Origin of the sequence: Sulfitobacter sp., assembly GCF_039977885.1 — a bacterium.
GTDB lineage: Bacteria > Pseudomonadota > Alphaproteobacteria > Rhodobacterales > Rhodobacteraceae > Sulfitobacter.
This window is the reverse complement of the sequence record NZ_JBDWCI010000005.1, coordinates 21,708-45,454: the sequence shown is the minus strand read 5'-3', so window position 1 is coordinate 45,454 and position 23,747 is coordinate 21,708. Positions and strand designations below refer to the sequence as shown.

At 57.6% G+C, this 23,747-nt stretch carries 25 protein-coding genes; 16 read left to right on the top strand and 9 right to left on the bottom strand.

From position 1 onward, the window contains the following. The first annotated feature begins 41 nt into the window (after nt 1–41). Nucleotides 42–1,217 carry a DUF2235 domain-containing protein gene (locus ABJM03_RS02295; RefSeq protein ID WP_348415269.1) on the top strand — a complete coding sequence of 392 codons (1,176 nt, stop codon included), beginning with the start codon at nt 42–44 and terminating at the stop codon, nt 1,215–1,217. Here the strand turns inward: ABJM03_RS02295 and serS are convergent. Then, nucleotides 1,214–2,506 (bottom strand): serine--tRNA ligase, encoded by a 1,293-nt coding sequence (serS, locus tag ABJM03_RS02290; protein ID WP_348415268.1) that lies wholly within the window; start codon nt 2,504–2,506, stop codon nt 1,214–1,216. The genes ABJM03_RS02295 and serS overlap by 4 nt on opposite strands. 217 nt (nt 2,507–2,723) lie before the next feature. Between serS and yajC the strand changes: the two genes are divergently transcribed. The 10 genes from yajC to ABJM03_RS02240 are packed head-to-tail and all read left to right on the top strand — an operon-like array spanning nt 2,724 to nt 9,512. Further along, the gene (yajC, locus tag ABJM03_RS02285) at nt 2,724–3,005 is read left to right on the top strand and encodes a preprotein translocase subunit YajC (protein WP_348415267.1); all 282 of its coding nucleotides are present in this window, start codon (nt 2,724–2,726) and stop codon (nt 3,003–3,005) included. 37 nt (nt 3,006–3,042) lie between these two features. Continuing rightward, the gene (gene secD / locus ABJM03_RS02280; protein ID WP_348415266.1) at nt 3,043–4,692 is read left to right on the top strand and encodes a protein translocase subunit SecD; all 1,650 of its coding nucleotides are present in this window, start codon (nt 3,043–3,045) and stop codon (nt 4,690–4,692) included. Between the two features lies 1 nt (nt 4,693). After that, nucleotides 4,694–5,662, top strand: a complete 969-nt coding sequence (secF, locus tag ABJM03_RS02275; protein ID WP_348415265.1) for a protein translocase subunit SecF — start codon at nt 4,694–4,696, stop codon at nt 5,660–5,662. Further along, nucleotides 5,655–6,410, top strand: a complete 756-nt coding sequence (locus tag ABJM03_RS02270; protein WP_348415264.1) for a sulfite exporter TauE/SafE family protein — start codon at nt 5,655–5,657, stop codon at nt 6,408–6,410. The genes secF and ABJM03_RS02270 overlap by 8 nt, the downstream gene beginning before the upstream one ends. A 4-nt stretch (nt 6,411–6,414) precedes the next feature. Then, a complete protein-coding gene (locus ABJM03_RS02265; protein WP_348415263.1) occupies nt 6,415–6,768 on the top strand; it encodes an Mth938-like domain-containing protein in 354 nt (117 codons plus the stop codon). 5 nt (nt 6,769–6,773) lie between these two features. After that, nucleotides 6,774–7,391 carry a heme ABC exporter ATP-binding protein CcmA gene (ccmA, locus tag ABJM03_RS02260; RefSeq protein ID WP_348415262.1) on the top strand — a complete coding sequence of 206 codons (618 nt, stop codon included), beginning with the start codon at nt 6,774–6,776 and terminating at the stop codon, nt 7,389–7,391. Then, a complete protein-coding gene (gene ccmB / locus ABJM03_RS02255) occupies nt 7,388–8,044 on the top strand; it encodes a heme exporter protein CcmB (protein WP_348415261.1) in 657 nt (218 codons plus the stop codon). Before ccmA ends, ccmB begins: the two co-directional genes overlap by 4 nt. Before the next feature lie 46 nt (nt 8,045–8,090). Further along, nucleotides 8,091–8,822: a heme ABC transporter permease gene (locus ABJM03_RS02250; RefSeq protein WP_348415260.1), complete on the top strand. Its 732-nt coding sequence runs from the start codon at nt 8,091–8,093 to the stop codon at nt 8,820–8,822. Continuing rightward, on the top strand, nt 8,822–8,983 hold the full coding sequence (ccmD, locus tag ABJM03_RS02245) for a heme exporter protein CcmD (protein ID WP_348415259.1): 162 nt from the start codon (nt 8,822–8,824) through the stop codon (nt 8,981–8,983). Before ABJM03_RS02250 ends, ccmD begins: the two co-directional genes overlap by 1 nt. After that, nucleotides 8,970–9,512, top strand: a complete 543-nt coding sequence (locus ABJM03_RS02240; protein WP_348415258.1) for a DsbE family thiol:disulfide interchange protein — start codon at nt 8,970–8,972, stop codon at nt 9,510–9,512. Before ccmD ends, ABJM03_RS02240 begins: the two co-directional genes overlap by 14 nt. Nucleotides 9,513–9,772: 260 nt before the next feature. On the opposite strand, the gene ABJM03_RS02235 is transcribed toward ABJM03_RS02240, so the two are convergent. Then, a complete protein-coding gene (locus ABJM03_RS02235) occupies nt 9,773–10,357 on the bottom strand; it encodes a TetR/AcrR family transcriptional regulator (protein ID WP_348415257.1) in 585 nt (194 codons plus the stop codon). Nucleotides 10,358–10,503: 146 nt separating this feature from the next. Between ABJM03_RS02235 and ABJM03_RS02230 the strand changes: the two genes are divergently transcribed. Then, on the top strand, nt 10,504–10,902 hold the full coding sequence (locus tag ABJM03_RS02230) for a DM13 domain-containing protein (protein WP_348415256.1): 399 nt from the start codon (nt 10,504–10,506) through the stop codon (nt 10,900–10,902). Between the two features lie 110 nt (nt 10,903–11,012). Here the strand turns inward: ABJM03_RS02230 and acnA are convergent, their stop codons facing one another. After that, nucleotides 11,013–13,712 (bottom strand): aconitate hydratase AcnA, encoded by a 2,700-nt coding sequence (gene acnA / locus ABJM03_RS02225; protein ID WP_348415255.1) that lies wholly within the window; start codon nt 13,710–13,712, stop codon nt 11,013–11,015. A gap of 224 nt (nt 13,713–13,936) precedes the next feature. Between acnA and ABJM03_RS02220 the strand changes: the two genes are divergently transcribed. After that, nucleotides 13,937–14,641 (top strand): DUF1223 domain-containing protein, encoded by a 705-nt coding sequence (locus ABJM03_RS02220; protein WP_348415254.1) that lies wholly within the window; start codon nt 13,937–13,939, stop codon nt 14,639–14,641. On the opposite strand, the gene ABJM03_RS02215 is transcribed toward ABJM03_RS02220, so the two are convergent. The 4 genes from ABJM03_RS02215 to purB all read right to left on the bottom strand — a co-directional run bounded on the left by ABJM03_RS02215 (nt 14,638) and on the right by purB (nt 18,867). After that, the gene (locus ABJM03_RS02215) at nt 14,638–15,537 is read right to left on the bottom strand and encodes a lauroyl acyltransferase (protein WP_348415253.1); all 900 of its coding nucleotides are present in this window, start codon (nt 15,535–15,537) and stop codon (nt 14,638–14,640) included. The genes ABJM03_RS02220 and ABJM03_RS02215 overlap by 4 nt on opposite strands. A 66-nt stretch (nt 15,538–15,603) precedes the next feature. Further along, nucleotides 15,604–16,680: a FliG C-terminal domain-containing protein gene (locus ABJM03_RS02210; protein WP_348415252.1), complete on the bottom strand. Its 1,077-nt coding sequence runs from the start codon at nt 16,678–16,680 to the stop codon at nt 15,604–15,606. A gap of 132 nt (nt 16,681–16,812) precedes the next feature. Beyond that, nucleotides 16,813–17,334 carry a hypothetical protein gene (locus ABJM03_RS02205; protein ID WP_348415251.1) on the bottom strand — a complete coding sequence of 174 codons (522 nt, stop codon included), beginning with the start codon at nt 17,332–17,334 and terminating at the stop codon, nt 16,813–16,815. A gap of 228 nt (nt 17,335–17,562) precedes the next feature. Then, nucleotides 17,563–18,867 carry an adenylosuccinate lyase gene (gene purB / locus ABJM03_RS02200; protein ID WP_348415250.1) on the bottom strand — a complete coding sequence of 435 codons (1,305 nt, stop codon included), beginning with the start codon at nt 18,865–18,867 and terminating at the stop codon, nt 17,563–17,565. Nucleotides 18,868–19,094: 227 nt separating this feature from the next. On the opposite strand from purB, the gene ABJM03_RS02195 reads away from it, so the two are divergent. Next, a complete protein-coding gene (locus tag ABJM03_RS02195; RefSeq protein ID WP_348415249.1) occupies nt 19,095–19,523 on the top strand; it encodes an RcnB family protein in 429 nt (142 codons plus the stop codon). An 80-nt stretch (nt 19,524–19,603) separates the two neighbouring features. Here ABJM03_RS02195 and ABJM03_RS02190 read toward each other — a convergent pair whose 3' ends face one another. After that, the gene (locus tag ABJM03_RS02190; RefSeq protein WP_348415248.1) at nt 19,604–20,821 is read right to left on the bottom strand and encodes a bifunctional alpha/beta hydrolase/OsmC family protein; all 1,218 of its coding nucleotides are present in this window, start codon (nt 20,819–20,821) and stop codon (nt 19,604–19,606) included. A 160-nt stretch (nt 20,822–20,981) separates the two neighbouring features. Here ABJM03_RS02190 and ABJM03_RS02185 point away from each other — a divergent pair, with 160 nt between their 5' ends. Together ABJM03_RS02185 and ABJM03_RS02180 are read left to right on the top strand one after the other, a co-directional pair. Then, nucleotides 20,982–22,136 (top strand): aminotransferase class I/II-fold pyridoxal phosphate-dependent enzyme, encoded by a 1,155-nt coding sequence (locus ABJM03_RS02185; RefSeq protein ID WP_348415247.1) that lies wholly within the window; start codon nt 20,982–20,984, stop codon nt 22,134–22,136. Between the two features lie 17 nt (nt 22,137–22,153). Continuing rightward, nucleotides 22,154–22,879: a DUF3445 domain-containing protein gene (locus tag ABJM03_RS02180; RefSeq protein ID WP_348415246.1), complete on the top strand. Its 726-nt coding sequence runs from the start codon at nt 22,154–22,156 to the stop codon at nt 22,877–22,879. A 49-nt stretch (nt 22,880–22,928) separates the two neighbouring features. Here ABJM03_RS02180 and ABJM03_RS02175 read toward each other — a convergent pair whose 3' ends face one another. After that, entirely contained in the window at nt 22,929–23,732 is an 804-nt protein-coding gene (locus ABJM03_RS02175; RefSeq protein WP_348415245.1) for a lytic murein transglycosylase, read from the bottom strand. Between the last annotated feature and the right edge of the window lie 15 nt (nt 23,733–23,747).

The following is a 23,747-nucleotide window of genomic DNA, read 5'->3' as shown; positions in this document are numbered from 1 at the left end:
TCGGGTTGCGCGATAAGATAAAGCACAAAGGAATTTTGCCAATGGCACGGATCGCTATTTTCTGCGATGGCACATGGAACTCGCCAACAATCGAACAGCCCACCCATGTGGTGCGCCTGTTTGATAGTACCCCCAGAACCAATGCCCAGCATACCCATTATTTCGAAGGTGTCGGCACAGGCGACGAAGCCCCTGGCTTTTTGGCCAAGGCATTGATGAAGCTTGGCGGCGGAGCGTTCGGTTGGGGGTTGGATGCGCATATCAAACGGGCCTACACAGCCCTTTGTGCGCAGTATGAGGCGGGTGACGAGATTTTCGTTTTCGGCTTTTCACGCGGTGCCTATACTGCGCGTTCGTTGGTGGGCATGATCCGTAAATGCGGGATTGTCGCTGACCCGACAGCCGAAAACGTCGAGAAAGCGTTCAGATTGTACCGCAAACGCGGGGCCGAAAACCATCCTGACGCGCTGCATGTTATGCAAACGCGCCGGTCGCTGTCACCTCATGCGGCGACGTCGGAGGCCGATTTGTCGTGGCGGTTGACCCACCCGTGGCCGGGGATGCCGGGCAATCATCATAAGGTGCAGATCGCCTATCTTGGCGTCTGGGATACGGTGGGATCGCTCGGACTGCCTGCGCCGCTGCTGGGTCCGGTGGCCACGTTGTGGAATAAGAAATACAGCTTTCACGATCTCACGCTTACCTCGCTGGTCAAGGCAGCGCGCCATGCTGTGGCGCTGGACGAACGGCGGGTGTTCTTTAAGCCGACCTTATGGAGCAATCTGGAGGCCTCGCGGGAGGACGGGGGCCTGAACAAGGGCGACCGGAGCGCCACACGCCCCTATCAGCAACAGTGGTTTGTCGGCACGCATTCCATGGTGGGCGGCTCAGTGAAAACAGCGCGGCCGCTTGTGTGCGAAACGCTGGCATGGATTGCGCAGGGCGCTCAGGACGCTGGGCTTGAGATTGCTGCGGATGATTTGCTTGATGCAGCGCCCGATCCGCTGTCCAACAGTCTCGCACTGAGCCAGCCGCCGTGGTTGTACAAGATCGCAGGGCATCTGCTGAAATGGCGCGCAGGGCCGGGGCATCCGATTGATCTGTCGTCAAGCGCTGAGGCGCGGATCAAGGGGCGGCATGACTACCGCCCCCGTTCATTGCAAAATCTTATGCCGCATTTGTTTGGCAAACCACCCACAGACGGGGAAGAGTCCTAAACCAGCGTGCCGTCCAGCCCCAGCGTGGTCTTGCCGCCCAGATAGGGCGCAAGCACCGCGGGCAGGACCACAGTGCCATCCGCCTGCTGGCCGTTTTCCAGCACCGCAATCAGGCAGCGACCGACGGCAAGGCCGGACCCGTTGAGGGTGTGCACGAACTGCGGCTTGCCGCCGCCCTCGGGTTTGAACCGCGCGTTCATGCGGCGGGCCTGAAAATCACCGGTGGTCGAGACCGAGCTGATCTCGCGGTAGGCATCCTGACCCGGTAGCCACGCTTCGATGTCATAGGTGCGGCGCGCGCCGAACCCCATGTCGCCGGTGCATAGGATTACCGTGCGGTAGGGCACGCCAAGCGCCTCAAGCAGGCCTTCGGCACAGGCCAGCATCCGCTTTTGCTCGGCGTCAGATTCCTCGGGCAATGTGACCGAGACCATTTCCACTTTTTCAAACTGGTGCTGGCGCAACATGCCGGACGTATCACGCCCCGCCGATCCTGCTTCTGAGCGGAAGCATAGGGTGTGCGCGGTCATCCGGCGCGGAAGATCGCCAGCTTCCAGCACCTCACCCGCGACGGTATAGGTCAACGGCACCTCGGAGGTGGGCACCAGCCACATGCCTTCTTCGGTTTTATAGCTGTCTTCACCGAATTTGGGCAGCTTATCCGTGCCATACATGGCCTCGTCACGCACCAGAACAGGGGTGTTCACCTCGGTCAGCCCGTTGGTGTCCACATGCGTGTCGAGCATGAATTGCGCCAGCGCACGGTGGATGCGTGCCACGCCGCGTTTGAGCATGACAAACCGCGCGCCCGAAGTTTTTGCCGCAGTTTCAAAATCCATCGAGGCGGCAACACTGTCGAGCTCGAAATGTTCACGCGGTTTAAAGTTAAAGGCGGGGACATCGCCCCAACGCTTGACCTCGACATTGTCGGTCTCATCCGCGCCCTCGGGCACGTCTTCGGCGGGGCTGTTGGGGATACGGGCCAGCATATCAGTCAGCTGGGCATCCAGCTCCTTGGCTTCGGCCTGTAGTGCCGCAACTTCCTTTTTCTTTGAGGACGCGACGCTTTTGAGATGGTCAGCCTGCTCAAATTCTTCATTGGCCATCATACGTCCGATTTGCCCTGCTGCTCGGTTGGCCTCAGCGGCAGCGGCTTCGGCGGCCTGAATTTTGGCGCGTCTGGCCCCGTCCAGCTCAAGGATTCGGGACGACAGCGCCGCATCACCGCGCCGCGCCAATGCGGCGTCAAAAGCATCCGGGTTTTCGCGAATGGCACGAATGTCATGCATCTGTCTGTCCTTTGTGTAACTGAATCGTATGCGCCGCCTTATGGCTGATTATTTCATGCCAGAATAGAGGGGGCCGTCGCACAGATGGTAAAACTGTGTGGGTGCTGCTGTATTTGGGGTGCGACGACTTGCAAAGCCGTTAACCGAGGCATAGGTTCTGCCGGACTTCAGACACGCAGGCCAAACGCGCCGCGCGGCACTTAAAGGAACGACTTTCATGGCTGGTATCGAGCAATTTATCCCCCTTATTCTGATCTTTGCGATCATGTATTTCCTGCTGATCCGTCCGCAGCAGAAAAAACTGAAGAATCATCAGGCGATGGTTGCAGCACTGCGCCGTGGCGATCAGGTTGTGACCCAAGGCGGGATCATGGGCAAAGTCACCAAGGTTAAAGACGACGATGCCGAGCTGGAAGTCGAGATTGCAGAAGGCGTAAAGGTTCGTGTGATCCGCAGCACGATCGCAACTGTGGTCAACAAGACCGAACCAGCAGCCTAATCCTGCACCACACGACATAGTAAAAGGCGGGCGGTTCATGCTCCAGATATCCTTTTGGAAACGCTTCTCCATCTGGCTGACCTGTGCGGTCGGCCTTTTGCTTGCGATGCCCAATGCATTCTATGGCCCCGTCGAGAGCCATAACGACGCGGTCAAGGCGATCGAGCTGTCCGGCGCCACGCCCGAGCTGGAAGCACAGCGCGCACTTTGGCCCGATTGGCTGCCCAACGGGCTTGTCAATCTGGGGTTGGATTTGCGCGGCGGTGCCCATCTTTTGGCCGAGGTGCGGGTGCAGGATGTATATGCTGCCCGTCTTGAGGCGATGTGGCCCGAAGTGCGCGACGGGTTGCGCGGGCTGACGCCCGTGCGCCGTCAGGAAGCGCCAGCCGGTGAATTGCGGGTCCGCCTGAGCGATCCCGACAAGATGGCCGAGGCATTGCAGGTTGTGCGAGGCTTGGCCACGCCTGTGCAGACCCTAACCGGTGTCGGCTCTAACGATATCGAGGTCAGTGGCAACAGCGGTGTTATCACGGTTGTTCTGTCCGACGCAGAGAAAGCTGCCAGTGACGAGCGCACGATGCAGCAAAGCCTTGAGATTGTGCGCCGCCGTATCGACGAGGTCGGCACACGCGAACCGACGATCCAGCGCCAAGGCGCGGACCGGATTCTAATTCAGGTTCCCGGTGTCGGATCGGCGGCGGAGCTGAAGGAAATCATCGGCACAACCGCGCAGCTGACGTTTAACCCCGTCGTGCGGATTTCCACCAATGAGAATGACACACCGGGCATCGGCAACGCGTTGGTCCCTTCGCTTGATCAACAGGGCCTTTTCTATGTGATCGAAACCGCGCCTGTCGTCACAGGTGAGGAGCTTGTCGATGCGCAGCCCAGTTTTGACCAGAACGGTGCGCCTGCGGTGAATTTCCGCTTTGACACGACCGGCGCACGCAAATTTGGTGAATACACTGCCGAGAACATCGGATCTCCTTTCGCGATTGTACTCGATAACGAGGTGGTAAGCGCCCCGACAATCCAAAGCGCGATCCCGGGCGGTTCCGGCATTATTACGGGTAACTTTAACGTCGAAGAATCCACCCGACTTTCCGTTCTGCTGCGGGCGGGGGCCTTGCCGGCCAAGCTTGATTTCCTTCAGGAAAGCACCATCGGCCCGCAATTGGGTCAGGACAGTATCGAGGCGGGCAAAATTGCGACAGGCGTCGCATTCGCCGCTGTGCTGTTCTTCATGTGGGCGTCTTATGGCTTGTTCGGTATATTTGCCAATCTGGCCCTGATCATCAACGTCGGGTTGATGTTCGGCTTGCTGAGCCTGATCGGTGGCACGCTTACCTTGCCGGGGATTGCGGGCATCGTGTTGACGGTGGGTATGGCGGTGGATGCCAACGTGCTGATTTTTGAACGTATCCGCGAGGAACTGCGCACGGCAAAAGGGCCAGCACGCGCGATTTCGCTGGGATATGAACGCGCGCTTAGCGCCATTCTGGATGCCAACATCACGACCTTCATTACGGCTGTGATCCTTTTTGCCATTGGCTCTGGTCCGGTGCGCGGGTTTGCGATCACGCTGGGAATTGGTATTCTCACGTCGGTCTTCACGGCAATTTATGTAACACGTCTGATGGTGGTTATCTGGTTTGAGCGCCGCCGTCCCAAAACGATAGAGCTTTGATATGCGCCTCAGACTTGTAAAGCAGGACACTAATTTTGACTTTTTCAGCCGCTGGAAACTGTGGCTGGGGATTTCCGCTGTCATGGTCATCGTGGCCTCGGCGTCATTCCTGGTTCAGGGATTGAACTATGGCATCGATTTCAGAGGCGGTACGACGATCCGAACGGAGTCTCCGCTGCCCGTAGATGTCGCAGAATACCGTGATTCCATGGCCGGCCTCGAGTTGGGCGATATCAACATCACCGAGGTTTTTGATCCGCAGTTTCGCGAAGACCAACATGTCGCCATGATCCGCATTCAGGCGCAGGACGAACAGGAAGCCGTCAGCGCCGAGACCATCGACGCGGTCGAGGCGGCACTGCAAGTGGTACGCCCCGAGATCAAGTTTATCTCGGTGGAATCGGTCGGGCCGAAAGTTTCAGGCGAATTGATCAACACGGCGATTCTGGCTGTCACGCTCGCGATTGGTGCCGTGTTGATCTATATCTGGTTGCGGTTCGAATGGCAGTTTGCTGCGGGCGCTGTGCTTGCGCTGGTGCATGACGTGGTCCTCACCATTGGTGTATTCTCAGAGCTTCAAATCCGCTTTGACCTTGCCATTATCGCGGCATTGTTGACGATTGTCGGCTACTCGCTCAACGATACTGTGGTGGTGTTTGACCGTGTGCGTGAAAACCTGCGCAAATTCAAAAAACGCCCGTTGAAAGAAGTGCTCAACATCTCGATCAACGAAACGCTTAGCCGTACATTCATGACCTCTTTCACCACCTTGCTGGCGTTGATTGCGCTGTTTGTGTTGGGTGGGGATGTGATCCGCGGCTTTGTCTTTGCGATGATCTGGGGTGTGATTGTGGGGACTTATTCCTCGATCTTTGTTGCCTCTGCCGCGCTGCTATATTTTGGCGTGAAACGGGACTGGTCCAAAAAAGACGCGAACGCGGGAAATCAATACGCCAACATTGATGCCTGATGCATGGGCCATGGCCCTTGGGGCTGATGGCCTGATCTGGCTGATACTGGCGGTATTTGTTGCGGGACTGGTGCGTGGATTTGCGGGCTTTGGCTCCGCCATGATCATCATGCCGGTGGCAAGCTCGGTCCTCACACCTGTCGAGGCGATCATTTTTGTGATCTGCGCCGAGCTGATCAGCCCGTTGCCCAATGCCCCTTCGGCGTGGCGCGAAGGGGCACCGCGTGAGGTTGTCGTGCTGATTTCGGGCGCATTGCTGGCATTGCCTATCGGCATTTGGGCGCTGAGTGCGATGGATCAGACGCTGTTTGGCTGGGTCGTATCCGTTAGTGTCATCATCTTGCTAGCGCTCACCATATCGGGGTGGCGTCTGAAAAGCGGGCTGACGCGTCCACTGACAGTCGGCGCGGGTGCTCTTGGTGGTTTCATGACCGGCTTTGCAGGTCTTCCGGGGCCGCCTGTCATCATGTTGTATATGGCAAGCAAGCTGCCGGTTTCGGTGATCAGGGCAAATTTTCTTCTGTATCTGCTCGCGCTTGATCTGATCATGTTTACGCTGCTTTGGATGTTGGGGATGATGAATTGGACCATTGCGGTATTGGGGCTTTTGGTCGGGGGCCCCGGTCTTTTGGCGAATATGATGGGTGCGCGGCTATTTGACCCGTCCAAATCAGCTGTTTTTCGCAAGGTGGCCTATCTCGTGATTGCAGCATCCGCTATCGTAGGATTGCCAGTGTGGAAAGGATAAGACCGTGCGCCTGAATGAGATTGTCTTTAATGATGCCAAACCTGTTGAGGGGTATGGCCCCGGGTTTTTCCGCATTGGCGGACAGGTTATTCAGGGGCCTGTGATCACTGCGCCTTCCGGCACGCGCAGATGGGGCGGGCTGGACGATATTGCGGCGCTCGAAGAGCTAGCGGCCCATAGCGACGTGATTTTTATCGGCACGGGCGCAGAGATCGCGCATTTGCCAGCGGATCTGCGGCAGACACTTGAGGCAGCAGGTGTCGGGATTGAGGCGATGGCCTCTCCTGCGGCGGCACGTACCTATAATGTCCTGCTGAGTGAGGGCCGTCGCATCGCCCTTGCCATGCTTCCGATCTAATCGAAATGACCCTGCAACTGACAGATGTAGCCGTAGCCCGCGGCGGCGTGCCGGTATTGGGCGGGGTCAGTTTGACGCTGGAGGCGGGGCAGGCGTTGGTGCTGCGCGGCCCCAATGGATCGGGCAAGACGACATTGCTGCGCACCATTGCCGGGCTGCAATCCCCGCTATCGGGCAATATCACGGGTGCCGCGGATCAGGTGGCCTATGCTGGCCATGCCGATGGTCTCAAGGCGATGCTGAGCGTGGCGGAAAACCTGACATTTTGGGCGTCGGTTTACGGCAAGCGCGAAATTGCGCCAGCTTTGGCGGCATACAGGCTTGAAACCTTGGCAGACCGTCTGGCGGGCACCTTGTCGGCGGGACAAAAGCGGCGTGCGGGACTGGCGCGATTGTTGGTGACAGGACGGCCTTTGTGGGTGTTGGATGAGCCGACGGTGTCGCTCGATGCGGCATCCGTTACGATGTTTGCAGATGCTGTGTGCGCGCATCTGGCGGCGGGGGGCATGGCGTTGCTGGCCACGCATATTGATCTGGGGATCGAGGCTGGAGTTCTGGACGTGACCGATCTGCGCGCTGCACCGCAACATCTGCACGGTGCCAGCGACGAGGCATTCTTGTGATTGCGCTGTTGCTCCGCGATCTGCGGCTGGCCTTTCGAGCAGGCGGGGGTTTTGGCCTTGGGTTGGCGTTTTTCCTGATCCTTGTGACGCTGGTGCCTTTCAGCGTTGGCCCGCAAAATGCGCTGCTGTCTTCCATCGCCCCGGGTATTTTGTGGCTAGGCGCGCTACTGGCGTGTTTGTTGTCACTCGACCGCCTGCTGGCGCTGGATTTCGAGGATGGGACGTTAGACGTGTTGATCACCGCGCCGCTGCCGCTTGAAGCGGCGCTGGCGGCCAAGGCACTGGCCCATTGGATTACGACGGGGTTGCCATTGGTTGTCGCAGCACCGGTTCTGGGCATCTTGCTGAATCTGCCCGTACAGGGAATGGGATGGCTGGTGCTGTCGTTGTTTCTGGGCACGCCTGCGCTGTCGGTGATCGGGACGTTCGGCGCGGCGCTTACGGTAGGGATCAAACGCGGGGGGCTGTTGTTGTCATTGCTGGTGCTGCCACTCTATGTGCCGACGCTGATCTTTGGCGCCGAGGCGGCAAGGCGTGGCGCGATAGGTATGGCAGCAGAGACGCCGCTTTTGATGCTGGCGGGTATTTCGCTGGGGGCAATTGCGCTGTTGCCCTTTGCCGCAGCGGCCGCTTTGCGGATGACGATCAGGTGAGCGTGCCGCGCTTGCCCCTTTGAATATGGAGCTTTAGAACCCTGATATGTCACTTTGGGAATATGCAAATCCGGTCAAATTTCTGGCCCTGAGCGCAAAGCTACAGCCCTTTGCATGGGCGGCTGCGGCAGTGGGGATTGGTGTGGGCTTGATCTGGGGATTTTTCCTGACGCCCGAGGATTACCGCCAAGGCGCGAGCATCAAGATCATTTATATCCATGTGCCTGCCGCATGGATCGCCATCAATGCGTGGATCATGATGCTGGTGGCATCGCTCATCTGGTTGGTCAGACGCCATCACGTAAGCGCGCTTGCCGCCCGCGCTGCGGCTCCTGTGGGGCTGGTGATGACGGTTATTGGCCTGCTGACGGGAGCCATCTGGGGGCAGCCGATTTGGGGCACATGGTGGGCATGGGATCCCCGACTGACCTCGTTTTTGATCCTGTTTTTGTTCTATCTTGGCTATATCGCCCTTTGGGAAGCGGTCGAAGACCCTGATACCGCTGCCGATCTGACCTCGGTTCTTTGTCTTGTGGGATCGGTATTCGCGCTGATGTCGCGCTATGCGGTTCTTTTCTGGTCCCAAGGGCTTCATCAGGGCGCCACGCTGAGCCTTGATAAAGAGGAAAATATCTCGGACGTGTTCTGGCAACCGCTGGTTTTGTCGATTGCCGGTTTCACATTGTTATTTCTGGCGCTTGTTCTGTACCGAACGGGGACGGAAATCGCGCTGCGGCGCGCGCGCGCGCTGACGGTCCGTTTGGAGAGTTCTGACTGATGCCCGAGCTTGGAAAATACGCCACCGAAGTGCTGGGCGCTTACGTTCTATCGCTTGTGCTTCTGGCGGGGTTGGTTGTTTTGACGTTGCGCCGCGGTGGCAAGGCACGCGCCGCACTGCGCAAGATCGAAGAGGAGACAGGGCGCAATGGCAAAAATTAACCCGATGATGATCGCACCACCGCTGATTTTTGTGGCGTTTGTGGCCATGGCTGCGGTGGGGATGTACCGCGATGACCCCAATGGCATCCCGTCGACGATGATCGGCAAACCGGCCCCCGGCGTGCCAGAACGCGCGCTGGCAGGCTTTACCCATGCCACGCCGGAGATGTTGGCGACAGGCGAGGTGACGCTTGTAAACTTCTGGGCCAGCTGGTGCCCGCCATGCCGCGCCGAGCATCCCCGGCTATTGGAGATGCAAGCGCAGGGCGTAAATATCATTGGCATCAACTTTGGCGATACAGAACGGGCCGCGACGCAGTATATCGTGAATGATGATAACCCTTTCGCGGGCATCGGATTTGACCCCCAGCGGCGCATGGCCGTTGATTGGGGTGTGACAGCCCCCCCCGAGACTTTCATTCTGGATGGGGACGGGACGGTTTTATACCGTTTTACGGGGCCTTTGGTCGGCAGTGACTATGAACAGCGGTTTCTACCGGCCTTCGAGGCGGCATTGAGCAAAAACTAGGTCGAACGGTACAAAACCCTTTCCGACCGACTTGGCAAATCACGGGCATCTCTGCGGTTCCCGAGGTAGCGCTGATCACGGCATTGGACAGGATCGACAGGGCTAGGGCAGGGCGGGCACCGTTATATTCAAAGCCGGAAATTACGGCTGTGACATTGCTCGTACCTGTAAGACGTGGCGCTTGATCCCCATCCCGTGTCAGGGCATCAGGAGTTCCTTAAGAATATCGCCATCACTACGTTCTGAGGGCTGAGCCGCGCTTACAACGCCTCCAGAATGTCGGCTATGGCTTTTGTGCTGTGCCGGATGGCATCAATCGGGGCGTTTGAGCGGACCATGACGCGCAGGCCGACATATTGCGATAACAACAGCCCCGCGAGATTGCGTAAATCCAGTGCGGCGGCACGTGATTGTGGCACTGATTGGATGAGGGCGACATGAAAGGCATCACCCATTTTGCGCAACTGATGCTGCACGACCTTCGAGATATCTGCATCAACAGCCGAGGGACCTGCCGCAGCAGAGCAAAGCAAACATCCCCTTTGATCGCCCCTTTCCACTGCTTCGACCAGACCGTCAAACAGCGCGTTTATGCGCGCGGCTCCGTCAGCAGGCCCTGTCGTCAACAGCGCCACCGCTGGATCGACAGCCTCGGCCTCATAGCGGTTAAGTACTTCAATAAACAATGTTTTCTTGTCGGTGAAGGCTTTGTATAGACTGCCCCGCGTTAACCCCATCCCTTCAAGCAAAGCTGGCAATGACGCCGCTTCATAGCCGTGCTGCCAAAAGACGTTCATCGCATCAGTGAGCGCTACTTTCGTGTCAAACTCTCTAGGGCGGGCCATGTGGGTATCCTCTGATGATGCTATTATCTTAGTTATAGACCATATGGTTCACAATTCACGAAGATGTGTTTTGTACCGATTGGTTCCAAACTGTATGTCTCCCTCACGACCCGGAAATAACTCAAACACACAGGATGGTTCCAAACATGAAAACTCTCTTTGCTGCTGCTGCAACCGCTGCATTCTTCGCTATTTCTTCCTTTGCACCAAGCTCTGCCTCTGCAGGTGAGACGGCTACGACTGGTTCGTTCACCGGTGCAAATGACCACATCACAACCGGTGGTGTTTCCATCGTAAAAACCGAAAACGGCGGCGCGGTTGTTATTCTGGACACCAATTTCAGCCTTGATGGCGCACCGGCACCCAGCGTTGGTTTCGGCAAGGACGGAAAATATGTAAAAGCCGCCGATCTGGGGGAGCTGGAAAACAACACCGGCCTTCAGGTGTTCGTAGTGCCGGCCTCGGTGAATGTTGACGACTTCAACGAAGTCTACATCTGGTGTGACCAGTTCGACGTTTCATTGGGCGTTGCTTCGTTGAAGTAAAAACAGCAGTTCGACGAAGGCACGGGGCAGGAGGGATTCCTGCCCCGCGCCAATAAAAAAGGCCCCCGCTGCGGCATGCAGCGGGGGCCTTTTTTATTCTTTACGCGGGTTTATTCCGCTGCGATGCCTTTGCTGGCCAGATCGCGCAGTACGTAATGCAGAACGCCGCCATGCTCGATGTATTCGATCTCGATCGCGGTATCGATACGGCATTTGATGGTGATCTCTTTGACGGTGCCATCTGCCATGGTGATCGTGCAAGGCACTTCTTCCAGTGGCTTGATCGTGTCCAGACCCGAGATGCTGACCGTTTCTTCACCGGTCAAGCCCAGCGTCTTGCGCGTGTCGCCGTTTGTGAATTCAAACGGGATAACACCCATGCCAACAAGGTTGGAGCGGTGAATACGCTCAAAGCTTTCAGAGATCACAGCCTTCACACCCAACAGGGCTGTGCCTTTGGCCGCCCAGTCGCGTGAGGAACCCGCGCCGTACTGCTCACCACCAAAGATGACCAGCGGTGTGCCAGCTTCCTGATGCGCCATTGCCGCGTCAAAAATCGAGGTCTGCTCGCCATCGGGGCCTTTTGTATAACCGCCTTCAACGCCGTCCAGCATTTCGTTCTTGATGCGGATGTTGGCGAAGGTACCGCGCATCATGACTTCGTGGTTGCCGCGACGCGAACCGTATGAGTTGAACTCACGCACAGGAACCTGACGCTCGACGAGATACTGACCAGCAGGGGTCGTTTCCTTGAACGATCCGGCAGGAGAGATGTGGTCGGTCGTGATCATGTCACCCAAAATTGCGAGAACCTTGGCATCTTTGATGTTGCTGATCACGCCTGGTTCTTTGCTCATCCCTTGGAAGTAAGGCGGGTTTTGAACATAGGTCGAGGCAGGAGGCCAGTCGTAGGTTTTGGCGTCGGTCGTCTCAACGGCCTGCCACTTCTCGTCGCCTTTGAACACGTCGGCATATTTGGTCTGGAATGCTTCGCGTGTCACAGTCTGCTCGACCAGCTCGGCCACTTCTTGTGTGGTTGGCCAGATGTCTTTCAGATAAACGTCTTTGCCGTCCGGTGTTTGCGTGATCGGGTCGGTGGCCAGATTGATGTCCATCGTACCGGCCAGCGCATAGGCCACCACCAGTGGAGGCGACGCCAGATAGTTGGCCCGCACATCAGGAGAGATGCGGCCTTCAAAGTTACGGTTGCCCGACAGGACCGAAGTCGCAACCAGATCGCCTTCGTTCACAGCCTTGCTGATCGCGGGCTCCAGCGGGCCAGAGTTCCCGATACAAGTGGTGCAGCCATAACCGACAAGGTTGAAGCCGATCTTGTCGAGATCTTCCTGAAGGCCAGCGGCCTCAAGATAGGCGGATACCACCTGAGAGCCCGGTGCCAGCGATGTTTTAACCCATGGCTTGCGATCCAGCCCAAGTGCTGCGGCTTTGCGTGCCACGAGGCCCGCACCGATCATCACGTAAGGGTTGGAGGTGTTGGTGCATGAGGTGATGGAGGCAATTACGACATCGCCTGATTCCATGGTGTAATCTTCACCCTCAACAGCCACTTCTTTGCCCATCGGACGCTTGAAGGTCTGCTCCATCTCTTTTGCAAAGGCTTCTTTTGCGCCGGTCAGCGCAACATAGTCTTGCGGGCGCTTGGGGCCGGAGATCGCAGGCACGATGGTGCCCATATCAAGGCTCAGCGTGTCTGTGTAGACGGGCGCGTAATCTGCGTCGCGCCACATGCCGTTTTCCTTGGCGTAGGCTTCGACCAGCGCAATGCGGTCTTCGTCACGGCCTGTGGTGCGCATGTAACGCAGTGTCTCACCGTCGATCGGGAAGAAGCCACATGTTGCACCGTATTCAGGCGCCATGTTGGCGATTGTCGCACGGTCCGCCAGTGGCAGCGTGTCCAGACCCGCACCGTAGAATTCAACGAATTTACCAACCACGCCTTTTTCGCGGAGCAGTTCTACAACTTTCAGCACGAGGTCGGTACCGGTGGTGCCTTCCATCATGGCACCGGTCAGCTCAAAGCCAACAACTTCGGGGATCAGCATCGAAATCGGCTGGCCCAGCATCGCGGCTTCGGCCTCGATCCCGCCAACGCCCCAGCCCAGAACGGCCATGCCGTTGACCATGGTGGTGTGGCTATCAGTACCAACCAGCGTATCAGGATAGGCGACGTCTTCGCCGTTCTGGTCTTTGTCGGTCCAGACGGTTTGCGCGAGATACTCAAGGTTCACCTGGTGGCAGATGCCGGTACCGGGGGGCACAACGCGGAAGTTGTTAAACGCCTTTTGGCCCCACTTGAGGAAGGTGTAGCGCTCCATGTTGCGCTCATATTCGCGGTCCACGTTCATCTGGAACGCACGTGGGTTGCCGAATTCGTCAATCATGACCGAGTGGTCAATGACCAGATCAACAGGGTTGAGCGGGTTAATCTGCTCGGCGTCGCCACCCAGCGCCACCAGACCGTCACGCATCGCAGCAAGGTCAACAACCGCTGGCACACCGGTGAAATCCTGCATCAAGACGCGGGCAGGGCGGTAGGCGATTTCGCGTGGGTTCTTGCCGCCTTTGGCACCCCATTCGGCAAAGGCCTTGATATCGTCAACGGTAACCGTTTTGCCATCTTCAAAACGGAGCATGTTTTCCAACACAACCTTAAGCGCGGCAGGCAGGTTCGAAAAGTCGCCCAGACCGGCAGCTTGGGCTGCGGGAATCGAGTAGTAGGCGATAGATTGATCGCCCGATTTAAGCGTCTTGCGGGCTTTGGCGGTGTCCTGACCGACGATAATTGTCATATGTGGCTCCAGTCATGAGGTGGCTACAGGGGATGTTGCGCCTTCAATGGCCTATATCGGGCGGGTTTTCAATATCAAACACGCCCTTTGTATACCGTTGTACACCGAATTTTTCTCAATACGGCCCCGAATTTCTTTTCACACGGCACTCTCGAAACCTTGATTGGTTTTTGCGTTACGGCTCGATTAGGTCTTAGGTACTGACATAGCCAAGCAGGAATCACATGAACCGTATACTTCCCTTGATGACCGCCTCACTGATCGGCCTTTCTGCACCGCTTGCCGCGGAGCAAATTCCGGTTGTGCTGGAGCTTTACACGTCGCAAGGCTGTTCATCGTGCCCTCCGGCGGACGCCATCATGCGAGACATCAGCAACCGTGATGATGTCATCGCCATCGCCATGCATGTGGATTACTGGGACTACATTGGCTGGAAGGACGAATTTGGCAATCCCGATTTCGCCAAACGACAGCGTGCCTATGCCAACACTGCGGGGCGCCGGACGATTTATACTCCGGAAATGGTTGTGAACGGGGTGACCGATATCGTCGGGGCGCGGCCTATGAAGGTGGCCGAGGCGATCGAGGACCACAAAAGCAAAGCACCGCGTATGACGCTTGATGCCGAACGCGCAGGTGACACTTTACGCATTCAGGGCAGTGTGCCGTCGGGCAAATCAACGGCGATGGATGTGCATGTTCTGCGGATGTACGAAAAGAAAGAGACCAAGATCACCCGTGGTGAGAACCGTGGCAAGACGCTTGAGTACCACAATATTGCCCATGACTGGCAGACGGTTGTGACGGGCTGGAACGGGACAGGGCCGTTGGATCTGACGGTTCAGGGCGTGACGGGTGATGATCCTGTTGTGGTACTGGTTCAAGAGGCCAACGCGGGTCCGATCGTATCGGCTGCGCGTCTTAACTAATCTTCCGGATCTGAGCGCCAGCGGCGGTGGACCCAGAACCATTGGGTCGGGTCGCGGCGTATTTGCGCGGCAATGCTGTCTGTGATGGCTTGGGTCATGACGGTTGCTGTGCTGTGGGGGACAGGAGCCTCGATGAGCGCGTCAAAGCTGATCCCGTCGGCGCGGCGGATGCCGTAGAAGGGGATCAGCAGCGCGTCATAACGCAGGGTAAGCTCTGCCGCAGAGGTGGCTGTCTGCGCCGGATGTCCCAGAAAATCAAAACGCGGCGCGCCGATCACATGCTGGTCAAACAATAACACCAACTGCCCGCCCTCTTTGAGGTGGCGCACAAATCCGGTTGTCCCGCGCCGCCCCTGCGCAAAGACGGGCCCGCCGAATGTTTGCATGGTCTTGGCGTAATGGGCGTTGAAATACGGATTTTTCATATTCCGGTAGAGGCCCCCAGCATGGATGCCACGGGCGGCAAGGACCGCACGCACGGCCTCATAGTTTCCGTAATGCCCTGTCACCAGAATGACGGGCCGCCCCTGTGATGCGGCCTGTTCTAACGCCGCTACGCCGGGGCCGGTCAGCGGCGTTTCTGCCATGCGTTTCAGGAAATCATCGGGCGAATAGTTTTCAATAAAGCTGCGGCCGAAATTGTTGAGGCAGCGGTTGGCGATCTGTTTTCTGGCATTGATATCCAGCTCGGGGTAGATAAGCGCGAGGTTTTCCCTCGCGCGTTTCCGGTAACCGGCTAGAGGGCCGATAAGTCTTTCGACCGCAGCGCCCATAAACTGCAGGCGTCTCTGATACGGCAATAGTGCTGCGGTTCGGATCAATCCCACAATCGCCAGATTGCTGGTGTAATGCCCCAATTGGCGCAGGCGCAGTGACAAAGAGAAAGGGGCAGACATAAAAGCCCAATGCAAAGGGACAGGTGTCCTCAAGGCATAAAGGGTGCCAGCCCCTGCAACAAGGGCCTAGCTGTCTTCCTCCTCGTCCTCATCCGGCTCGATCAGAACCAGCTCTCCGCGGGCTTCCATGTCGCGGATGACAGAGACAAAGGCAAACATGGCATCGTCGGTCTCTGCCGGCTTGATCTTTCCGGCTTCGGCCATATCCTCGCGCAGCTGGTCGGCCATCCGGCCGGACATGTTTTCAAGGATAAAATCACGCGCTTCGGCAAAACCGGCATCTTCGGCACCGGCCATGGCGGTGATAAGGGCGGCCCCATCCACATCGCGCAGGATACGCGGGATGTCACGGGGGGTAATGCGCGCGGGGATGTTGCCAAAGGTAAAGATCGCTTTGCGCACGGCGGTGGCCAGCTCAAGATCGGATTCCTCAAGGCCGGTAAGCACATCATCGCGTGTGGGTGTGGAGGAAGAATTGAGGATCGCGCCCAAACGCGCGGCAGCATCGGATTCGAATGCCGATACCTTCTGGCCGTCCAGCTGTGCAGCCAGTGACAGCCCGATCCTGTCAACTGCATCCGGCGTTACCTCACTGGTGAGTGAGATCGCATAGGTAATTTGCCGCGCTTGGGGGCCAGAGAGTTTCCCCAACAGCCCTGCGGCAACGGGCACGTCAAGTTTGGACAGCAGAACGGCAGCGACTTCTGTGCTTTCTGTTTCCACGATGGTTTGTAGCTCCTCTAGCGGCAGCGCCCGCAGGCGTTTCCACGGATCGCCCGCAGCGCGCACACCCGCCTCTTTGCGCAGGCGCGCAGCGGTTGCACCGCTAATCTTTCCGTCCAGGGCCTCCAATGCGCCCGCGATGCCACCCGGAAAGGACAGGCCAATCGATTCAAGCGCCTCGGTGAATTCCTCGACCACGGCGGCAAGGGTTACGCGGTCGACCACCCGCATGGCACCCATTTGTTGCGTCAGCTGTGCCTGTAGCTCTTCAGGCAGTTCTTCCAAAGGCACATCCGCGCCCTGATTGATCAACAACCTTACTACAATGGCTGCTTTGGCGCGTTTGCTGAGCGTGGGATGGGGGATGATGCGAGCCGGCGGCGCAGCACGCGAGGGCGTTATGGTGGTGAGCATGGTCATGGGAAAGTCTCCGGCACTGGTATTCCCTATCTATGCCGGTGAAAGGTAAACAAAGGCTGCTCAGGGGCGCAAAAAAAAAACGCGCGCCCCTTGTTGGAAGGGACGCGTGCAATTCGTTGCCATGGCTGTCGATTAGTAGTTGAAGGTTCTACCCGAGGCGATGGAAGTGCGCAGCGATGCCTCGGCCCAGCTTCCTTCGCCGTCATAGGTGCGGATGGCGCGCAGTTGTTCCAGCGCAGCAGAGATATTGCCTTCTTCGACATAGCCTTGTCCCATGTAGGAACGCGCAAGGATATTTGCGGGGTTCACTGTCAAAGCACGGGCATAATATGTCATTGCCGCTTCGCTGTTGCCCAGTTTGCGGTTGGTAAAGCCCAGATACGTCAGGGTGCGGTCATCGTCGGCAGGCATCTGCGCCAGCAATTCTTGAGCGTCCTTATAGCGGCCATCATAGGACAGGGCGCGAACTTCTTGGTAAAGACCATCCGTATCCAGCGAGTGCCCATTGGTGCTCACGCATGATTTGGTTTTCTTGTCATAGACAAAGCCGCGTTCGCATTTCGGTTTGGGCGGGAAGTCGTCGTCACCACCAGCCGCAAATGAAGTTGCGGGCACGCCGAGCGCGATTGTTGCAGCAAGAAGAAAACGCATCATAATACGGACTCCGTTGTTAAATTTCCTGTCTTTGATCCAAGATAGTTCTGAATTTGCATTCACAAAGGGCGCCGCCCTGTGGTGGCGTTCACGTTTCCGTCAGGAAAGGGCTGTGACCAGCAGAGAAACGGACAATGACAAAACGGCGCGACTTCAAGTGAAATCGCGCCGCATCGCTTTGGCCTAGCGCGTTATTTTCCGCGCGCTGGCTGTGTTTTATGTATATTTTCAGTCGCCAAAGACGCGTTTGAAAATCGTATCAACATGCTTGGTGTGGTAGCCCATGTCGAATTTTTCTTCGATCTCCTCAACGCTGAGTGCGGCCAGAACATCCTCGTCGGCCAGCAATTCGGTTTTGAAGTCTTTACCGTGGTCCCAGACCTTCATCGCGTTGCGCTGAACCAGCTTATAGCTGTCTTCGCGGCTCACGCCTGCTTGGGTCAGGGCCAGCAGAACGCGCTGGGACATGACCAGACCGCTGAATTTGTTCATGTTGGCCAGCATGTTGTCGGGATAGATCAGCATTTTGTCGATCACACCGGTCAGGCGGTGCAGGGCGAAATCAAGCGTGATGGTTGTGTCGGGCCCGATCGCGCGCTCAACGGAGGAGTGCGAGATATCGCGCTCGTGCCATAGGGTCACGTTCTCCATTGCAGGGATCACAGCCATGCGAATGGTCCGTGCAAGGCCGGTGAGGTTTTCGGTCAACACAGGGTTCTTTTTGTGCGGCATCGCAGAGGAGCCTTTTTGACCCGCCGAGAAGAATTCCGCACCTTCCAGAACTTCGGTACGCTGCATGTGGCGCACTTCGGTCGCGACATTCTCGATCGATGACGCAATCACGCCCAGCGTGGCAAAGAAGGCGGCATGGCGGTCACGCGGGATCACCTGCGTGCTGATCGGCTCTGGTGTGAGGCCCAGCTTTTCGCAGACATGCTCTTCAATTGCAGGGTCGATATTCGCGAATGTGCCAACCGCGCCAGAGATCGCACCGGTGGCGATTTCATCGCGTGCTGTGCGCAGGCGTTTCATGTTGCGGTCCATTTCCGCATAGAAGCGCGCAAATGTCAGGCCCATTGTGGTGGGTTCCGCGTGGATGCCGTGGCTACGGCCCACACGAACAGTGTCTTTATGCTCGATCGCGCGGCGCTTGAGCGCAGCCAGCAACAGCTCCATATCCGCGATCAGAATGTCGGCGGCACGGGTCAGCTGTACGTTGAACGCTGTGTCCAGCACATCCGAAGAGGTCATACCTTGGTGCACAAAGCGCGCCTCATCCGAGCCAACATGTTCGGCAAGGTGGGTCAGGAAGGCGATGACGTCATGTTTGGTGACGGCTTCGATCTCGTCGATGCGGGCCACGTCGAATTCGACATCTTTGGCTTTCCAGACAGCATCGGCATTTTCGCGTGGAATGACGCCAATATCGGCCATCGCGTCACAGGCGTGAGCCTCGATCTCATACCAGATGCGGAATTTCGTTTCCGGCGACCAGATGGCGACCATGTCAGGGCGGGAATAGCGGGGGATCATCGGACACACCTTTTTTGACTGTGCAAGGGACAGGGGCGCAATAGACTGTGCAGCCGTGAAGGACAAGGCAGGAGCGGTCTTAAGGGGCAATTCCACCTGTATTGAGCGCTGTTGTGGGAGAGTTGATCCTTTCCGCTGCAATCCGCCGAGATAAATTTATTCAAAAAATTTCGACGGAGTGCTGCAGCCCATGCGTTGAATAGGCACATAACCCAGAGGATGGACCCATGCAGAACCCAATTAAACGCTACGCAACTATTCTTGTCCTGGCAGCGACGTCGGTATCTCTTGTACCTATGGCTGCAATGGCTGATCGGGCCTCTGACCGGGGATCGAAAGTGACGGTGGAAAAGACAGTCGAGAAAACCACCGTGACCAAAAAAGATCAAAGCCGCAACACCAAGGGGCAAAGCAACAAGAGCCAACAGTCATCCAAGAGCCAGCAATCGTCCAAGAAAAACGTAAAAGTCGAGCGCAAAACCAGCCAGAAGAAATCTGTCGGGCACCGCTTTCAGCAGCGTGAGGTCGTCGTGGTGAATGACTGGAGCGCGCGCGGTCTGCGCCGTCCGAATAAAGACGAAGTTTATATCGTGAACGGCGATGACGTCTATCTTGCGGCAGCGGCGACCTTGATCGTCAAGGCCCTGATCAACTGATCAGGCGGTCATGCAGCGGACCGGATGGCAAATGCCTGTCCGGTCCGGTGTATTTCGGCGAGTTAGCGGTTCGCGCGCTGTTATTGGGCCAATAAGGTTTCGACCTTCGAGCTGCGCTCGAGTGTGCGGTGCACAGGACAGCGGTCAGCGATTTCAAGCAGGCGCGCGCGTTGTGCTGAATCCAGATCATCGCCTCTTAGGGTGATCAGACGCTTGAAACTGTCGATCTTTTGATCATTTGCGTCAGCAGAATCCTCTGCATGGACTTTATCATGGCTCACATCGACGCTGACATGGACCAGAGGCCAGCCTTTGCGCCGTGCATACATGCGGATTGTCATCGAGGTACAGGCCCCAAGGCTCGCTGACAGATAACCATAAGGCGACATGCCCAGATTGGTGCCCCCGTATTTTGTGGGCTCATCAGCGAGCATATGCCCATGCCCGGCAGAAGAGATATCCTGTAAAAAGCCGTCTTCGCTGGCCTCAGAGACGCGTACAATGCCTTCGGGCGTGTCAGCGTCTGCCGTTGGTTGGGTAATGTCGAGATAACGGCCTGCCCATGTGGCGATCACATCAGCAGCATATTCAGCATCCTCTGGGCGCGAAACCAGATGATCGGCATCATCCAGCGAGACATAGCTTTTGGGATGTTTGGCCGCCATAAAGATCTGTGCGGCACTGTCGACGCTGACTGTCGCATCAAGCGGGGCGTGCAGGACCAGCAATGGCTTGCCCAGTTTGCCCAAAACATCACCCAACGCCCCGTTTCCGGTATCTTCGATAAAGGTTTTGCCGATGGTAAAGCTACGCCCGCCCAGATTGACTTCGGCGGCACCTGCGCTGCTGATCTCGGGGATGGCATCCTTGAAATGATGCTGCACATGGCCGGGGTCAAAAGGAGCACCGATGGTGGCCACGGCCTTGATCCCTTCCAGCATGCTCGCGGCTTTGATTACTGCCGCACCACCCAGTGAGTGGCCAACCAGCAGGGTAGGGGCCATGCCCTGATCCGCTGCCCATTCTGCTGCCTGTACCAGATCCTGAACATTGCTGCTGAAAGAGGTATTCGCAAATTCTCCGCCCGAATGGCCAAGCCCTGTGAAATCAAACCGCAACACGGCGATCCCCATCGCCGCCAGACGCGCAGCGATCCGGCGGGCGGCAGCGATGTCTTTGCCGCAGGTAAAACAATGCGCAAAGATCGCGGTCGCCAGATGCGGCCCGTCAGGACGATCCAGCCGCGCATCGAGTTGTGATCCGTCGTGGCCGGGGAATGAAATACGTTCTACTGCCATGGGTCGTCTCCTTCCAGTTTCGCCCAAGGTGGGACACCGCCATTCATTGTACAATAGGATGACACAGGGCTCACGCTGCTGTGAGGATGTGTTTGCACCGGCGACACTCACACCATACACCATCTTTAGATACGATGAATCTCCAGCGAAAGCCTCTGCTATGTCCCATAAACCGACACGCCCGTTGAAGCCCGCGACCCTTGCTGCGCAGGCGAATGGATTGATTGATGATGGCACAGGAGGTGTCGTACCCGCGATCCATCCCGCGACCACATTTGTGCGCGATGATACCTATGCACCTGCCGTCGGGGGCAACGTCTATTCCCGTTCTCATGCACCCAATGCACGAATGGCCGAAGATGTATTGGCCCAGCTTGAAGGGGCCGAGGAAGCGCTGGTGTTTCCATCTGGCATGGCAGCGGTGGCAGCGGTGTTTCGGACCTTGCCTGCGGGGGCCAGCGTGCTGCTGCAAAGCCAGATCTACTGGGGTACCACGGCGTGGATCCGCGATTTTTGCACCCGCCGCGATATTACACTGATCGAGGTCGAAGCATCTGATAGCGCGGCTTTTGCGCAGGCCTGCGCCGATCACAGCCCGTCCCTTGCATGGATCGAAACCCCGTCAAACCCCTGGCTGCGCGTGGTTGATATCGCGGCCTGTGCGCAAGCGGTTCATGACAGGGGCGGCCTCTTGGTTGCGGACATGACAACAGCCACACCGGTGCTTGCCCGCGCGCTGTCTTTTGGCGCGGATATTGTGATGCATTCGGCCACCAAAGCGCTGAACGGTCACTCTGATGTATTGGCCGGTGCGTTATGTTGTAAGGATGCGGGGGCGGCCATCTGGCAGGCGATCCGGCTGGACCGTGATACTGCGGGTGCCGTTCTGGGCCCGTTCGAGGCGTGGCTGCTGCTGCGCGGAATGCGCACGCTGCCGCTGCGGGTGGAGCGGATGTCATCCAACGCGCAAAAGCTGGCAGAATACCTGAGCGATCATCCTCGGGTTGAGGCGGTTCTATATCCGGGCCTGCCGGACCATCCCACCCATGCGCTGGCCTGCACCCAGATGCAGGGCGGCTTTGGCCCGCTTTTGTCTTTTGTCGTCAAAGGCGGAGCGGAGGCGGCGCTGGGCGCTGTGGCGCGTTTGCAGCTTTTCCATCCGGCCACGTCGCTGGGCGGTGTGGAGAGCCTTGTCGAGCACCGCCACACGATTGAGCCGCATACCGGTATTCCCGAAGGGTTGCTGCGTCTCTCGGTCGGGATTGAGGATGCGGGGGATTTAATCGCGGATCTGGCCCAAGCCTTGGGGCAGTAGCGGCAAGGGTCTCCTCTATGACGGTGATTGTTCAAAGCGCTCTGCCACCTGAAATGCAAGGAGCGCCCCGTCTGCCCGGCACTGGCCCGGCGGATGCACATGACTGGCTGCGGGTGGATGAGGCCTATGGCGCGCAGATGCAGCGCCGCTTGGAACTGTTAAAGACACGCAAAGACGAGGTGCTTTGGCTTGATCCCTCTGCGCAGCAGGCCGCATGCGAGGTGCTGGATCAGGCGCTGGGCCTTTTGCCCGGCCTCGGGTTTGATGTGAATGGGGATGTTGTGCGTTGTCCCGATGGCCGTGATGTGGTCGTGCGGCGTGACGCCCCTCTGCATACATTGGGGCAGTTGGTGCAGGAGGATATTTGTCTCATGCGCAAAGAGGGGGAGGCGCATGTGCTTGTTGGCGCGGTTTTGTGCTTTCCTGCCAGTTGGCGGTTGGCCGAGAAGGCAGGTAAACCGTTGATCGATATTCATGTCCCCGTCGAAGAATACGACAGCCAGCTGGCCAAACGCGTCCAGCGCCTGTTTGACGGGGTACGGGTGGGCCAGCCTTTGTGGCGGTTTAACAAGCTGTGGTATGAGGATGCCGAGCTGTTCCAGCCCCGTGGAGTTGGCATACGGCGTATCGTGCCAGAGGAGCAGGCCGCCCCCTTTACCCGCTCCGAGCGGCAATGCCTTGTGAGGATGCCTGTCAGCGATGTGGTCGTGTTCTCGATCCACACCTATGTCATAAAAAACTAAAGGCCCCGCAAGCGGGGCCTCGAACGCGTCGTGCAGGATTATTGGGGCGTTAGCCGTCGATCTTGGCACCCATGATGGCGATCGCCTGCTGGTACACGGTGGCCGCGTTCCATTGTTTGATTACTTGAAAATTCGGCTGGCCTTCTTGGTAGCCTTGGCCGGGCTTCCAGCCCTTGCGGCGCAGGAAGTTGGCGGTCGATGCCATTGCATCGGTGCGGTTATACAAATCGACGCGGCCATCGCCATTGCCATCGACACCGTAGCGCAGCGCGTTACCGGGCAGGAATTGAGTATGCCCCAGCTCGCCATGTTTGGCCCCTTTGGTGCTGGAGGTGATCGACCCTTGGTCAACCAGTTTCAGTGCGCCGATGGCATGCGGCACAAAGAAATCCGTGCGGCGGCAGTCATAGGCCAATGTGGTGATCGCAGAAACAACCGCCGAGTCGCCCATAAAGCCGCCAAATCCGGTCTCCATGCCGTGGATTGCCAACAAAACGCCCGCAGGCACACCGTATTGCTGTTCGAGGGAGTTGAACAAAGCGGCATTTTGCCCTTTGCGTTTGCGGCCCTGACTGATGATCGTGTTGGCACCGCGGATCTGCATGAATTTGTCGAGCGTGTATTTGAACGACTTCTGATTGCGGTCCGCTTGAATGGTGCCGTTGGCATATTGCGCGCTGGCCAATGCCTGCAAGCCGCGCTGGCCCACGCCTGCTGCTTGTGCTTCGGAGGCAAACGCTGCCTTCCACGCATTGAAACCGCTCGCATTATTTCCGCACTGGGCCGCAAGGGCTGGGCCGGCAAACAGGGCTGAGAATGTCGTGAAAATTGCGATAGATTTGAAAGAGCGCATGGGCTTACCTTTGTT

What these genes read in the sequence shown, in the direction of transcription:
- ABJM03_RS02295 (WP_348415269.1), top strand. Translation starts at nt 42, where the DNA reads ATGGCACGGATCGCTATTTTCTGCGATGGCACATGGAACTCGCCAACA.
- serS (WP_348415268.1), bottom strand. Translation starts at nt 2,506, where the DNA reads ATGCATGACATTCGTGCCATTCGCGAAAACCCGGATGCTTTTGACGCC.
- yajC (WP_348415267.1), top strand. Translation starts at nt 2,724, where the DNA reads ATGGCTGGTATCGAGCAATTTATCCCCCTTATTCTGATCTTTGCGATC.
- secD (WP_348415266.1), top strand. Translation starts at nt 3,043, where the DNA reads ATGCTCCAGATATCCTTTTGGAAACGCTTCTCCATCTGGCTGACCTGT.
- secF (WP_348415265.1), top strand. Translation starts at nt 4,694, where the DNA reads ATGCGCCTCAGACTTGTAAAGCAGGACACTAATTTTGACTTTTTCAGC.
- ABJM03_RS02270 (WP_348415264.1), top strand. Translation starts at nt 5,655, where the DNA reads ATGCCTGATGCATGGGCCATGGCCCTTGGGGCTGATGGCCTGATCTGG.
- ccmA (WP_348415262.1), top strand. Translation starts at nt 6,774, where the DNA reads ATGACCCTGCAACTGACAGATGTAGCCGTAGCCCGCGGCGGCGTGCCG.
- ABJM03_RS02250 (WP_348415260.1), top strand. Translation starts at nt 8,091, where the DNA reads ATGTCACTTTGGGAATATGCAAATCCGGTCAAATTTCTGGCCCTGAGC.
- ccmD (WP_348415259.1), top strand. Translation starts at nt 8,822, where the DNA reads ATGCCCGAGCTTGGAAAATACGCCACCGAAGTGCTGGGCGCTTACGTT.
- ABJM03_RS02240 (WP_348415258.1), top strand. Translation starts at nt 8,970, where the DNA reads ATGGCAAAAATTAACCCGATGATGATCGCACCACCGCTGATTTTTGTG.
- ABJM03_RS02235 (WP_348415257.1), bottom strand. Translation starts at nt 10,357, where the DNA reads ATGGCCCGCCCTAGAGAGTTTGACACGAAAGTAGCGCTCACTGATGCG.
- ABJM03_RS02230 (WP_348415256.1), top strand. Translation starts at nt 10,504, where the DNA reads ATGAAAACTCTCTTTGCTGCTGCTGCAACCGCTGCATTCTTCGCTATT.
- acnA (WP_348415255.1), bottom strand. Translation starts at nt 13,712, where the DNA reads ATGACAATTATCGTCGGTCAGGACACCGCCAAAGCCCGCAAGACGCTT.
- ABJM03_RS02220 (WP_348415254.1), top strand. Translation starts at nt 13,937, where the DNA reads ATGAACCGTATACTTCCCTTGATGACCGCCTCACTGATCGGCCTTTCT.
- ABJM03_RS02215 (WP_348415253.1), bottom strand. Translation starts at nt 15,537, where the DNA reads ATGTCTGCCCCTTTCTCTTTGTCACTGCGCCTGCGCCAATTGGGGCAT.
- ABJM03_RS02210 (WP_348415252.1), bottom strand. Translation starts at nt 16,680, where the DNA reads ATGACCATGCTCACCACCATAACGCCCTCGCGTGCTGCGCCGCCGGCT.
- ABJM03_RS02205 (WP_348415251.1), bottom strand. Translation starts at nt 17,334, where the DNA reads ATGATGCGTTTTCTTCTTGCTGCAACAATCGCGCTCGGCGTGCCCGCA.
- purB (WP_348415250.1), bottom strand. Translation starts at nt 18,867, where the DNA reads ATGATCCCCCGCTATTCCCGCCCTGACATGGTCGCCATCTGGTCGCCG.
- ABJM03_RS02195 (WP_348415249.1), top strand. Translation starts at nt 19,095, where the DNA reads ATGCAGAACCCAATTAAACGCTACGCAACTATTCTTGTCCTGGCAGCG.
- ABJM03_RS02190 (WP_348415248.1), bottom strand. Translation starts at nt 20,821, where the DNA reads ATGGCAGTAGAACGTATTTCATTCCCCGGCCACGACGGATCACAACTC.
- ABJM03_RS02185 (WP_348415247.1), top strand. Translation starts at nt 20,982, where the DNA reads ATGTCCCATAAACCGACACGCCCGTTGAAGCCCGCGACCCTTGCTGCG.
- ABJM03_RS02180 (WP_348415246.1), top strand. Translation starts at nt 22,154, where the DNA reads ATGACGGTGATTGTTCAAAGCGCTCTGCCACCTGAAATGCAAGGAGCG.
- ABJM03_RS02175 (WP_348415245.1), bottom strand. Translation starts at nt 23,732, where the DNA reads ATGCGCTCTTTCAAATCTATCGCAATTTTCACGACATTCTCAGCCCTG.